At 51.4% G+C, this 13,166-nt stretch carries 11 protein-coding genes; 5 read left to right on the top strand and 6 right to left on the bottom strand.

What is annotated here, in order from left to right; translation table 11 throughout:
* Positions 1-82: 82 nt before the first annotated feature.
* Positions 83-1,300, bottom strand: coding sequence for an amino acid ABC transporter substrate-binding protein (locus AC0VXT_RS13945; protein ID WP_475545901.1), 1,218 nt, complete (start codon positions 1,298-1,300; stop codon positions 83-85).
* A 317-nt stretch (positions 1,301-1,617) separates the two neighbouring features.
* Between AC0VXT_RS13945 and AC0VXT_RS13940 the strand changes: the two genes are divergently transcribed.
* Both AC0VXT_RS13940 and AC0VXT_RS13935 read left to right on the top strand, forming a co-directional pair.
* Complete coding sequence (locus AC0VXT_RS13940; RefSeq protein WP_475545900.1) at positions 1,618-2,604, top strand: helix-turn-helix domain-containing protein; 987 nt, start codon at positions 1,618-1,620, stop codon at positions 2,602-2,604.
* 148 nt (positions 2,605-2,752) lie between these two features.
* Positions 2,753-3,574: a DUF3750 domain-containing protein gene (locus AC0VXT_RS13935; protein WP_475545899.1), complete on the top strand. Its 822-nt coding sequence runs from the start codon at positions 2,753-2,755 to the stop codon at positions 3,572-3,574.
* Between the two features lie 86 nt (positions 3,575-3,660).
* Here AC0VXT_RS13935 and AC0VXT_RS13930 read toward each other — a convergent pair whose 3' ends face one another.
* A complete protein-coding gene (locus tag AC0VXT_RS13930) occupies positions 3,661-4,170 on the bottom strand; it encodes a TspO/MBR family protein (protein WP_475545898.1) in 510 nt (169 codons plus the stop codon).
* 185 nt (positions 4,171-4,355) lie between these two features.
* Between AC0VXT_RS13930 and AC0VXT_RS13925 the strand changes: the two genes are divergently transcribed.
* Positions 4,356-6,029: a methyl-accepting chemotaxis protein gene (locus tag AC0VXT_RS13925; protein ID WP_475545897.1), complete on the top strand. Its 1,674-nt coding sequence runs from the start codon at positions 4,356-4,358 to the stop codon at positions 6,027-6,029.
* Between the two features lie 60 nt (positions 6,030-6,089).
* Here the strand turns inward: AC0VXT_RS13925 and zigA are convergent, their stop codons facing one another.
* Positions 6,090-7,310 carry a zinc metallochaperone GTPase ZigA gene (gene zigA / locus AC0VXT_RS13920; RefSeq protein ID WP_475545896.1) on the bottom strand — a complete coding sequence of 407 codons (1,221 nt, stop codon included), beginning with the start codon at positions 7,308-7,310 and terminating at the stop codon, positions 6,090-6,092.
* A 139-nt stretch (positions 7,311-7,449) separates the two neighbouring features.
* Positions 7,450-8,142: a glutathione binding-like protein gene (locus AC0VXT_RS13915; RefSeq protein WP_475545895.1), complete on the bottom strand. Its 693-nt coding sequence runs from the start codon at positions 8,140-8,142 to the stop codon at positions 7,450-7,452.
* Between the two features lie 153 nt (positions 8,143-8,295).
* Here AC0VXT_RS13915 and AC0VXT_RS13910 point away from each other — a divergent pair, with 153 nt between their 5' ends.
* Positions 8,296-8,988, top strand: coding sequence for a glutathione S-transferase family protein (locus AC0VXT_RS13910; protein ID WP_475545894.1), 693 nt, complete (start codon positions 8,296-8,298; stop codon positions 8,986-8,988).
* An 82-nt stretch (positions 8,989-9,070) separates the two neighbouring features.
* On the opposite strand, the gene AC0VXT_RS13905 is transcribed toward AC0VXT_RS13910, so the two are convergent.
* Positions 9,071-10,285 (bottom strand): MFS transporter, encoded by a 1,215-nt coding sequence (locus AC0VXT_RS13905; RefSeq protein ID WP_475545893.1) that lies wholly within the window; start codon positions 10,283-10,285, stop codon positions 9,071-9,073.
* Between the two features lie 112 nt (positions 10,286-10,397).
* On the opposite strand from AC0VXT_RS13905, the gene AC0VXT_RS13900 reads away from it, so the two are divergent.
* Positions 10,398-11,318: a LysR family transcriptional regulator gene (locus AC0VXT_RS13900; protein WP_475545892.1), complete on the top strand. Its 921-nt coding sequence runs from the start codon at positions 10,398-10,400 to the stop codon at positions 11,316-11,318.
* Between the two features lie 70 nt (positions 11,319-11,388).
* Here AC0VXT_RS13900 and AC0VXT_RS13895 read toward each other — a convergent pair whose 3' ends face one another.
* Positions 11,389-12,729 (bottom strand): MFS transporter, encoded by a 1,341-nt coding sequence (locus tag AC0VXT_RS13895; protein WP_475545891.1) that lies wholly within the window; start codon positions 12,727-12,729, stop codon positions 11,389-11,391.
* Positions 12,730-13,166 lie beyond the last annotated feature (437 nt).

The raw sequence follows: 13,166 nt of genomic DNA, 5'->3' as shown, positions 1-13,166 counted from the left end.
TATTTCTTCCAAGTGGCGTGCCGAGGTTCACCTGCGATCAATAAGATGCGGGGGAACCTCGACATGTCCAAGTTGGGAGCGCTTATTGCGCGCCCTTCCAGGCAGGTTTCGGGAAGACAAGGTCCTGTGCGCCTTCCATGCTGGTCGGGGCAACACCGACAAATTTGCCATCTTGCCACTGGCCAACCTGCCAGAAGTTCTGATCACCCGGTTTATAGGTGCCAAGAATGGTGTCAAATCCGCCTTTGCCCAGCTCGGCATTTACCGCTTCACGCTCGGTGGAACCGGCACGCTCGATAGCCTGTTGCAGCGATTGAAGCGATGCCCAGTTGACGATAGATGCCCAGCGATCGGGTTCACGGCCGGCAAACGCAACGTGGCGTTCGATATAATCGGCAATCTTCGGATCGTTCTCACTGGCTCCACCAAGGCTGATAACGCCCTGCGCATCATCGCCGAACCGGTTTTTATATAGCGGGAAGGCCGTGCCGACACCGGAATAGAATACCTTCGGATTGAATTTAAGGATGCGTGACTGTTCAGTCAAACCAAGGGTGCCCGGCGGATAGGAAAAGGCAACAAAGGTGTCAACACCAAGCGATTTAATTTCATTGACGATGGTTGCCAGGTCCTGCGATCCCAGTGGATAGGTTTTGTCATAGACCAGTTCGAAATCACGATCTTCAAAGGCCTCGCGACCGGCTTTGGACAGCTCAATGCCAAAACCGTCGGCAACGGCGATCATGGCGACCTTGTCATTGATTTTACCGTCGTCTTTCAGGCCTTTGAGGAACTCGGCCAATTCAACCGCATATTGTTCACCCGTGCCAAGCAACCAGTAAGAATTGGTCCAGCGTTTGGCAAGTTGCGGAGCCTTATCTGTTACTGCCGTCCCTGCGATATGGGCATAGCCAGCACGATCAAGGATCGGTGCAACGGCAAGGTTAATGCCCGTGCCCCATGGGGAGAGGATAAAATCAACCTTGTCCTGATTGATCAGGCGCTCAATCGCGCGCACGGCTTCTTCGGAACTCGAACGGTCATCATATTCGACAACTTCAATCGGGATCTGTTTGTCACCGACCTTAAGGCCGCCGGCATCGTTGATTTCCTTGACCCACATTTCATAGTTGGGCGTGGTGCTGGTGGCTGCCCCCGGTGCGCCAGGTCCGGTTTTCGAAATGGCATAGCCAATGCGATAGGTTTCCTGGGCGTTGGCACCAAACAGCGTCGCGGTACTCATGAGCGCGGTGGTGGCCGCAGTCAGGGTCGCGATGCGCAGTCTTTTTGAAATTTGCATGCTTTTCCTCCTGATCTCTTTTTCAGAGACGGTTTTCCCGTTAGTGCGTTGTTTTCAGGAGAGTAGACAAAGAGATATTGTTATCTACTTTGAATTCAAAGTAGATCTCCGGCGTATCCTCCCGCCCATTAGTTCGCAGTTGCAAAACAATGGAAACGCAAATTCGATTTGTATTGTTGTTTTTGCGGTTCTTCTGACCGTCAGACTAGTAAGCGACGGAAGCTTTCTAATGTAAAGGCAGCTAAATTGACATTTTAAGACGAAAAATTGTACATTTATACATATAACTATTTGGAATATCACCGGGCGAAAATGGCATGAATAACGGTTCTACCCAATTTGCACCTGTTTCCAGTGTTGTAGATCTGGTCGCGGCACCTTTTGTCGATCCCGTGCCGGTGACAAGTCAGGCCATGATAGACAGGTTTGATCGTAGTCTGTCCGCCCAGCAATGGGTGATGAATGATCCGGGCCGTCGGGACCGGTGCTATGGCGTGTTACTCCTGTCCGGGCGCGCGCAAATCCAATTGCGCCAAGGCACAATTGAGGCAAAAGCACCTGCATTAATCTGGTTGCCGCTTGGCGAGACGCAGGCAGTTTTGGTGACGGCGGGGGCCGATGGGTATGTGCTATCGGTCGCGGATGACCTTGTCGCGCGTTCTTGTGGGGCTCCGGGTGGGGGTGTCGCAGGGGGCATGGGATCAGTCGGCGGCGGATTGCCGTTGCGGTTTGCCGCCGATACCGTCCATGTGGTTACCCCGACTGACGTCAAACGTGACCTTGCACTTTTAAGCAGTAGCTTTGAGGCGATCAGATCCGAACTGATGCATAATGCGTTAGGGGCCGGTGTGGTGGTCGGAGCACAGCTTCAGGTTATTCTGACGATGGTGGTACGTCTTGCGCAGGGGGTGATGGAACGACAACGTCATCAGCATGGTCCGGGCTCCATTACCTTTCAGCGGTTTTTGCAGGTTCTGGAATTGCATTTTCGCGAACACTGGAATGTTGCCGATTATGCTCGCGCCCTTGGCATCAGTGAAAGACGACTTGGATCGGCGGTTCTGCGTGCGACGGGCAAGCCGCCACTTACGATCGTGCATGAGCGGGTCATTCGTGATGCCTGCATGCGGCTGGAACAGTCCCCGCTGGGCGTGGCGCAGATTGCATATGGTTTGGGGTTTCGTGATCCGGCCTATTTCAGTCGGTTTTTCAAGCGCTACATCGGGGAGGCACCAGGGGCATATCGCCGCCTACGCCGGGCCGAAGAACGGGTGCCCGATAATACCTTTGCTGCTTGGCCATAAGGTGTTTGTCGTGAAAATGTATCGGCGTCTCACAGGGTTTTGAACGACCTGCTGACTTGCTATGCCATTTTTTGATCTTATTTCTCGTCTGTCATCGTACCAGTAAAGACAAAACGTAATCGCAGTTGAATTCAGACAGGATTATTTGGTGAAAAAAGGCAGAACCCTACTTCTTGGCCTTCTGGCAGTACTTGTGTTGCCGTTCGGGATCAGTTTGGCTGAAGACCCGCCGGGCGAGAAAACCAAAGAAAAATACACATGGCGCACGGCACCGCGCCACTCATCAGGCGTGGCACCAGATCCGGTAGCCCTTAAAAATCAGGCCGTCATCATGGTTATGGCGGCCAATACATTCGGGTGGCGTGGATATTTTGCCGTTCATCCGTGGGTGATTTTCAAACGCGCCGGTGAAACCAGTTATAGCCGCTATGACGTGGTGGGCTGGGGCGGCGGCAATGTGGTGCGCAAGAATTATGCGCTGCCTGATGGGCTTTGGTTTGGTTCCAAACCGCAAGTGCTGGTTGATCAACGCGGCGAGGCGGCCGCGCAATTGATCCCACAGATCGAAGCCGCCATTCAAAGCTATCCGTTCCCAAGCACCTATCGCAGTTATCCAGGCCCCAACAGCAACACCTTTGTTGCCCATATTGGTCGTGAAGTGCCCGATCTGGACCTTGATATGCCAGCCAATGCAATTGGCAAGGACTACCGACGGATCACAAACCCAGTCGGGATGTCATCAAGCGGTCAGGGTTTTCAGGCAAATCTTCTGGGTGTGTTTGGGTTTTCTGTCGGGTTGGAAGAAGGGATCGAACTTAATCTTCTTGGATTGAATGTCGGGATTGATTTTAACCGACCTGCCTTTCGCCTGCCTTCTATTGGCCGTCTTGGCATGGACAATGTTGCCCAACCTGAACTCGATGCTGGCGCGGAGACAGCTGAGGCTGACGGGACGAAGGTCGTGCAATAATTGCGATCATGCGTGGACACAAAAAAGCCCGTAGGCCGAAAGGTGCTACGGGCTTTTTTGTGTGCGCTTGTCAGTGCATTTAAACGTCAGGCATTTAGAAAATAAATCGATCCGTTCAAAAGCATGGCAAAGCTCACCCAGAGTGTATAGGGCACCATAAGTATACCGGCCAACCGATCTATTTTCCAAAATATTACAGTGTTAGTAATGATCAGGATCAAAAGTGGAATGATGTCAATCAGGCCAAGAAGCGGGGATTGAGCCCCAAAGAACAGGAATGACCAGGCAAGGTTCAGCAAAAGCTGAGCACCATAAATCCCAAAGGCGACCTTGGCATTCGCAATCCCGCCTTTAAGCCATACCCGCCAGCCACTAAAGGCAATCATGAAATAGACAACTGTCCAGACCGGGGCAAACAGCCAATTGGGCGGGTTGAAAAACGGCTTTTCAAGTGTCGTGTACCAGCCTTGCACGCTGGTTGCCGTTGCCGCACCACCCGCAGCGGAAATGATCAGGCACAGCACCATAAATGCAATCAGGGCAAAGATTTTACTGCGTTGATTTGGCGCACAGCCCGATGGGTCCGATTGGGTCATTTGTATTCCTGGTTGTGTTTTGGGTGATGTTGCTGTCTATGATCTTGTTTGGAAACACGTTTTTCTAGGGAGTGGGGTAAAAATAACTTTTTACCCCACTTGTAAGGGCAGTTTTCGATCAAACATATGCACTTCAATAATAGCAACTATTTAGGGTTGGGAACAGAATGCTTAGATTAAGTTCCATGAAAATCGGTACACGCCTGATGATAATCGTGGCGGGCGCTATTCTTGCTGCTTTGCTGGTTGGGGCGTTCGGTTTAACCGAACTGCGCTATAACATGCTCGAAGATCGCAAGGCGAAAACGCAAAACCTTGTTGATTCGACAATTTCCCTCATCAATCACTTTCATGAGCTTGAGAAATCCGGTGCTCTAACAAAAGAGCAGGCGCAGGATGCGGCCAAGGGTGCCGTTGCGGCATTGCGCTACGATGAAACCAACTATTTCTTCGTATTCGATTATACGCCGGTGGTTCTCATTCATGACATTAAACCCGATCTTGTGGGTAAGAACCTTATCGACGCCAAAGATGGTGCAGGCAAATTCCATTACCGCGAGTTTGCACGCGTTGCCAAAGAAGATGGTCAGGGCTTTGTCGATTATACCTACAAGGTTCCCAATGGGGACGCCACCCGTCCAAAGCTTTCGTTCGTAAAGGCGTTTAAGCCTTGGGGATGGATTGTTGCAACCGGCATTTATATCGATGACGTCAACGCGGTCTTTATGAAAAGCCTGATGGTGATGGCCGGTGTTGCCGCGGCTGTTTTGATTGCAGTCGTTGGGGTTTCACTGATGATCAGTCGCGGGATCACGGTCCCTCTGTTTGCCATTTCCGACAACATGATCCGTCTGTCTGGCGGGGATCATAAGATCGACGTTCTGTATACCGATCAGAAAAGTGAAATCGGTGATCTGGCAAGGTCGATGGAAATCTTCCGTGACAAGACCATTGAAATGGAAGAAATGCGCGTTCAGCGTGAAGAACAGGAACGCCGGTCCGAGATCGAGAAACGCGAAGCCTTGCGTAAAATGGCAGACAATTTTGAAGCCAGTGTCGGTCAGGTTGTTGCCAAAGTGATTGATGCATCGGCAAACATGCAATCTTCTGCCGGTGCGATGTCAGAAACAGCAAAGCAGGTTGGTCAGCGTTCATCGGTGGTGTCGGCCGCATCACAAGAAATGTCGAGCAATGTGGAAACGGTGTCGGCTGCTGCAGAAGAACTGAGCGCATCTATTGCTGAAATCAGCAATCAGGTCGCGCATTCAGCCGAGATTGCAAATGGCGCTGTGCGGACGTCCGAGGATACGCATCAGAAAATCGAACTGCTGGCAGAAGCCGCAAACCAGATCGGCGAGGTGGTCTCCCTGATTACCAACATCGCCGAGCAAACCAACCTTCTGGCCTTGAACGCGACGATCGAAGCCGCGCGTGCCGGTGACGCAGGTAAAGGCTTTGCTGTTGTTGCCAACGAAGTTAAAAACCTTGCCAATCAAACGGCGAAGGCAACCGATGATATCCGAACACAGGTTGAGGGTATTCAGGTTGCAACATCCAATGCGGTTGATGCGATTGCCGAAATTGCCGAAACCATTCGTCAATTGGATGGATCAAGCACAACCATTTCAGCCGCGGTTGAAGAACAGGGTGCCGCCACTCAGGAAATCGCCCGAAATGTTGAACAGGCATCCCATGGTACACGGGATGTTTCGGAAAACATTACCGGCGTGTCGAGTGCCGCTGATGAGTCTGAAAAGCTTTCTGGCGAAGTGCTGGGTCTTGCAAAGGGCCTGGGACAGCAAGCCAATGAGCTGAACGAGGCTGTTGAGGCGTTCCTAAAAGAAGTTCGCAGCGCCTAAGTACGAATGGATGCAACGCAAAGAGCCGCCAGCTGATTGTATCGGCTGGTGGCTCTTTTGTTATGTGCCCCAGTGAGGAAATGGATCGGGCAGGCCCTGATAGCGGTCGGGTATAAACTCTCCGCCGATCACTGTTTCGTCTTCATCAATCAGGCAGGAGGCAAGTCGCGCGCGCAGGGCCGCTTCATTCATGTGATCTGAAAGACCAATAAAGACAATTTCCTGTCTTCTGTCGCCAAAGACCGGATCCCAGTTTGATAAGACCCGGTCACGCCATTCATTGTTGTCAGGCCATCGTTCACGCGGCACCGCACTCCACCATGTGCCCAATGCCTCGTTCTTTACTGCGGAACCAGCTTGGCTGATTTCACCAATCCAGCTTGGGCGCGTTGCGATCCAGAAATGACCTTTGGCGCGAACAACGCCTGGCCACTCACTGTTTATAAAGTCATGAAAGCGTTGGGGGTGAAACGGAAACGGCGTGCGAAACGTGAAACTTGTGATGCCGTATTCTTCGGTTTCGGGAACATGATCAGCAAAACCATAAAGTTCCTTTGCCCACAGGGGATGGTCCTGAGCGCGTTCGAAATCAAACAAACCAGTGTTCAGGATATGTTTCGGATCAACCTTGCCATGTTCTGCTTCGAGGATACGCGCATCTGCATTTAGCGCGCGAATAATGCCAAGAACAGTTTTGCGCTCCGATGGATCAATCAGATCCGTTTTGTTCAAAACAATGACATCGGCAAATTCGATTTGATCGACCAGAAGGTCAACGATGCTGCGGTCATCTTCTTCGCCCAGACTTTCGCCACGATCATTGAGAAAATCGGTCGAACTGTAGTCGGCGATCATGCGTGCGCCATCAACAACCGTGACCATGGTATCAAGTTTTGAAATATCGCCCAATGATTTGCCGTTTTCATCACGAAAATCGAAGGTGGCAGCGACGGGAAGCGGCTCTGATATGCCTGTTGATTCAATCAGCAGGTAATCAAACCGCCCTGTTTCGGCAAGACGGCGTACTTCCGCCAATAAGTCATCACGTAATGTGCAACAGATACAGCCATTGGTCATTTCGACAAGTTTCTCATCCATCGCCGAAAGTTCCGCACCACCCTCGCGTATGAGGTCAGCATCAATATTGACCTCGCTCATGTCATTTACGATCACCGCGACCTTAAGACCGTCGCGATTGTTTAAAACATGGTTTAGCAATGTGGTTTTGCCTGCACCCAAAAAACCAGACAGCACCGTGACCGGAAGGCGGTTGTGCGTCATGCTGCGATCTCCTCAGTATATGTTATGTTATAACGTAACACATATTTGGTTCGTGTTTCTGATGCAATCAGTTTTCTGCAAAAGAAAACCCCGCCGGTGGGGCGGGGTTAACATTAGAACGGTTTGCCGGATGTGTTGGTTAAGTCGTTTTTGACGTTTGGCCAAACAGAACCTTTTTGTCTGCGTCGCTCATTTCGCCGGACCGCAATCCTTCTCCGGCTTTATAGGCCGCAATGGTCGCTGGGCGCGACCCGATGTTTTCAAACCAGTGTTTTAGGTTCGGGAAATCATTGAGGTCCTGTTGCTGTTTTTCGTGGCTGACGATCCACGGATAAGATGCCATATCGGCAATGGTGTAATCGTCGCCAGCAATGAAATCACGGCCTTCAAGGCGCTTGTTCAGCACCCCATAAAGGCGGTTGGTCTCATTGACATACCGTGTGATCGCATAGGGGATTTTTTCTGGCGCATAGCTGCCGAAATGATGGTTCTGTCCGGCCATCGGGCCAAGGCCACCCATCTGCCAAAACAGCCATTCCATCACTGTTTTTTTCGCGCGCACGTCGGTTGGCAGGAACTTGCCGGTCTTTTCCGCCAGATACTGCAAGATTGCGCCGGATTCAAATACCGTAATCGCGTCACCGCCATCGGCAGGATCATTGTCAATAATGGCGGGCATACGGTTATTGGGTGAGAAGGCGAGGAATTCGGGTTTGAACTGGTCACCCGCACCGATATTGATCGGGTGGATTTTATAGTCCAGCCCGGCTTCCTCAAGAAACAGCGTGATTTTATGACCGTTTGGGGTCGGCCAGTAATAAAGATCAATCATGGAAGGTGGCTCCTTCAATTCTTTGTTTGGGGGCAATTTCGATAATCAGAGCTTGCCAATTACGAACCTTTCGGTCAATTTAAAACGATCATTCCATAATGCAATATCCGGTCACAGCTTTGTGTAAACAAGCTGGCCTGTCAGGAGACTTTGATGATCCGCTTTTATTTTCACCCGACGCCGAACCCACAGAAAATCTCGATGATGCTCGAGGCTTCCGGCCTTGCATACGAGGTGCTGCCGGTTGATACCCGCAAAGGTCAGCAACATGATCAGGCGTTTCGCGCGATCAACCCAAATGGCAAAGTTCCCGCCATTGTTGATACCGACGGTCCGGGTGGCAAGGAAGTCCGGGTTTTTGACTCGAACGCTATCCTGCTGTATCTCGCCGAAAAATCCGGCAAGTTCCTTGGCAAAGCCGAAGATCGCGGCGAGTTCCTGTCGTGGCTGATGTTCATTGCCACCGGTATTGGTCCGTTTTCCGGGCAAGCAGTTCATTTTCAACATGTCGCTCCAGAAGGCAGCGATTATGGTGTGAACCGCTATCGCAACGAAATTGCGCGCCATTATCAAGTTTTAGAAGATCACCTGAAAGGCCGTGACTTCATCGTTGGTGATGAGATGACGATTGTTGATATCTCAGCTTGGGGCTGGATCGATAAGGCACCGTTCGTTCACAAGAACCCGGATGTGATGGATAAATATCCAAACATCAAGCGCTGGTTCGACAAGATAAATACACTGCCTGCAGCGATTAGCGCGCGCGACGTTGGCAAAGGCCACAGCTTTAAAACTGAAATGGACGAAGACGCCAAGCGCGCGATGTTCCCGTCGAACTACAACTGATTTCGGCTCATCACGCCAGAAACACTTTAAAATAAAAAAGCACCCCGGCAGGAAATTGCCGGGGTGTTCTTGTCTGATGATATTACTGGCTGCTATGTGCCCGAAAACGAATGATCAGACTTATAAGCCCGGCGACGATGCCCAATCCAATGACTGCCTGATACCCGGCCATGGCAAACAGTTGGGTGCCAAGTGCCGACCCCGATGCCATGCCGATGAACATGACTGTGAATAGTACGGCATTTAGACGGCTGCGCGCTTCTGGTGCAATTCGATACACGATGGTTTGGTGTGACACCAAAGCTGCCTGCATGCCAAGGTCAAAGCCAATCGTCCCAATTGCCAAAAGGATCAACTGGGCGGTCGTGCCGGGCAGGAACGGAACAAAGCCCATTGCAACGAATGATGCGATCAGAAGGCTGGCCCCCAGTCTGGTGACCATTGCTGGGCCATGGTGGTCTGAGAGAACGCCTGCATAGCGTGCCATGAGTGCACCGGCAGCGCCGAGAAGGCCAAAGGCACCTGCAACATCACTGCCCAACTGGTAATGCTTATCAAGGATCATCGACAGCGTTGACCAGAATGCGCTGAATGCGACGGCCAGGAAGGCTTGCGCAAGTGCGGCACTCCTTAGTTCGGCGTGCTGTTTCCAAAGATGGGCAAGCGACAGCAAAAGTCCGCCATAGCTCATCTGCGCGTGGATTTTGAACTTTGGCAAAATTTTCCACAAGGCAAGTGCAACAATCAGGATATCAACAGCGGCAAGTTGAAAAACCAAACGCCAGCCAAATTGATCAGCAATAAAGCCACTAATGGTCCGTGACAGCAAAATGCCAACAAGCAAACCCGTCATTACCGTGCCGATGGTTTTTCCTTGCCGTTCTTTAGGGGCAAGGATCGCAGCCGCCGGAACGATATCCTGCGCCAGAGTTGCAGCAACCCCGATCATCAAACCCGTTAGCAATAATGAGTTGAGGCTGTTCGATAAGCTGCCAAGAAACAACATCGCGGCGAGAAAAATGCTTTTGAGGACAATCAGCAGGCGTCTGTCGTAACGGTCACCCAGCGGAGACAGAAACAGGATGCCAAGCGCATATCCCGTCATGGTCAGGGTTGGGATCAACCCTGTTGTGCCAAGGCCGATATTAAGCTCTGAGCTGATAAGGTTCAAAACGGGTTGTGTGTAATAAATCGATGCAACCGCCGAACCTGCACCAAAGGCAAGGGCGAAAACAATTGTCCGCGATGGTGTCGGTGTCTCGTCGGCTTGCGCGATAATTTTCTGTGCAACAGACATTGTAAACTCCGGTGAAACGAAATGTATGATGCACAAAATACCCACTACGAACTGGCGCGGTAGACGGTTGTCAGGTACAACAGTCATACGTAATGCGTATGAAAGGTGATAAATGTCTGCCGTTGATCGTATGGAGTTGATGCAGACCTTTGTGCGGATTGTCGATAGCGGTAGCCTGTCCGCAGCCGCTGCACATCTTGGGACAACTCAGCCCACCGTCAGCCGACGGTTGCGATCGCTTGAAAATTTGCTGGGGGTTGAGCTTCTTTTGCGAAGTACCCATGCGCTTAAGCTGACCGACGATGGTGAGCGGTGCTATGGGCATGCACGCCGTCTGATGGAAGGCTGGGCCGCGCTCGAAGAAGAGATCAAGGGAGCCGGTGCCGAACCCGTTGGGCGATTGCGGGTTAAAGTGCCGCACGCCTTTGGTCAGGACCAACTGGTTGGTCCCCTGGTGTCATATTTGAAACGTTACAACCAGGTCAGCGTTGACTGGATTCTGAATGATCGTCCACCCGATTTTATTACCGAAAACATCGATTGTGCCATTCATGTCGGGCCGGTAACCGGGCCATCCCATGTTGCGGTCCTGCTTGCCGAAATACCGCGTATTGTTGTGGCTGCTCCTGAGCTTGTTGACCACACAAAGCTGACCCGGGTTGAACAACTTGCGGATCTGCCTTGGGTGGCGCTTAGTACGTTTTACATGCATGAAATCGCCTTGCAGAGTACGGATTTCAAATCAACAGTCAGGTTCCCGGTTTCACCCAGGATGAGTTCCGACAGTCTGTTCGCCATTCATAGAGCGGCACTTGATGGTTTGGGTGCTGCTATTGTCTCAAGCTGGATTGCCGATGATGATCTGAAAAACGGACGCTTGGTTAATCTTTTTCCTGAATGGCAAGCTCCGTCACTTCCGGTTTATCTTGTCTATCCCTATGCCAGCCATTATCCGGTCCGAATGCAAAAGTTCTTTGAGGCCATGCGTGACTTTATGCCGGGGTTGGTTGGTGTTCGACCCCGGCATCGGTAATAGACGTGAAAAAAAAACACCCCCGACCGTTGGCTCGGGGGTGTTTTGTCTGCCAGATATTTTTTCGCAATCAGTCGGTGGTTTTGGCACCAAACTGTTTGTTGAACTGCAGAACCAGCAGGGTCACAACTGCACCGGACATCAGATACGCACCGACACCCGGCAGACCAAACTTGTCACACAGATAAAGTGCAATCAGTGGGGCAAAACCCGCACCGAGTAGCCATGCCAGATCCGATGTAAGGGCTGATCCGGTATAGCGGTATTCGCGCTTGAAGTTTGATGCCAGTGTTCCTGCCGCCTGACCAAAGCACAGGCCAAGAACCGCAAATCCACCCAGAACAATCATGCCTTCATTGATGATGTTATAGGTATAAAGAAGCGGTGTGAGGATCGCACCAGCCAGGATGATCCCGGCACTGTAGCCCAGCAGGCGACGGCGACCGAGCTGATCGGCGATGAAACCCGATGCAATGATGCCAAAGGCACAAAGTACCGCACCCACACCCTGGGTCAGCAGGAACTGGCCTGCATTGCCTTCGGAATAAAGATACACCCAGGTAAGCGCAAAGACAGTGACCAGATGGAACAGCGCGTAGCTAACCATCGGCACAAGCGCGCCGAGCAAAACGGTACGACCGTTATGTTTGAGCGTATCCATGACACGGGCAGCATGCAATTCGTTCTGTTCAAGAAGATGACCAAATTCGGAGGTTGCCACCAGACGCAGGCGGGCAAACAGTGCGACGACGTTAATGGCAAAGGCAACGAAGAACGCATACCGCCAGCCAAAGGCCAGGAAATCATCAGGATGCAAGGTCAGGATCAGATAGGCAAACAGCGAAGATGCCAGCATAAAGCCAAGCGGCGCGCCCAATTGCGGGATCATCGCATACCAGCCCTTGCGGTTATCAGGGGAGTTGAGTGCAAGAAGCGACGAAAGTCCATCCCATGCACCACCCCAGGCAAGTCCCTGTAAGAAGCGGAAAGTACACAAAAGATAAATGGCAAAGACACCGACTGAGTCAAAGCTCGGTAAAAAAGCCATTGCAGCAGTGGAACCACCGAGCATGAACATGGCAATTGTCAGTTTAACCCCGCGACCATAGGTGCGGTCGACGGTCATAAAGACAAGCGATCCGACAGGTCGGGCGATAAACGCCAAAGAGAAAATGGCAAACGAATACATCGTCCCCGTAAGTGCCGATTCAGCAGGGAACAGCAACTGCGGGAACACCAGTACCGATGCAATGCAGTAAACAAAGAAGTCGAAAAATTCCGACGTACGGCCAATGATCACGCCAAGCGCGATCTGACCAGGGTCATGTGCATCGCCGGCAGATTGCTGGCGTGCGTCGCGTTCCAAACCTGACGAGGTGGCGGTCGCGTAGTTTTCTGTTGTTTGGTTCACGCCTGTCTCCCTTATTCTATTGTCGGGCCTTGTGGGGCCTAAGCACTTTATAATTGGATCAAAAAACGCCGCTCTGATGACGGAAGAATTCTGGATCGAGTTTAGTATAGACATGTGAATTGTAAACGTCAGTGTCAATTATTGTACTGCATCGCACAACGCACAGTTTACGCGGGCATGACAATTGTCATTAAGACCCTGCTATGCATGGCGGGTAGCTTGACATTGCTGCGATGCAGCTATAGCAATTGCGCCAACTTCCCAGCTTGGCAGGTTTTGTAAAAAATTTGCTGTTTTTGTGCTCTTTTCGTGGATGTTTAGGATGATACTTCCTATATGCCGTTGCGGAGGGGTACGACGTGTGACGATCTTCACTGGATCGTTATGCGGCTTGCAGGCATATGGTTGTCTGTGAGAACAATTTCCAGAAACTGACA

It is taken from the genome of Thalassospira sp. Z349TD_5, from assembly GCF_056173045.1.
This window is presented reverse-complemented; position numbering and strand designations above follow the sequence as displayed.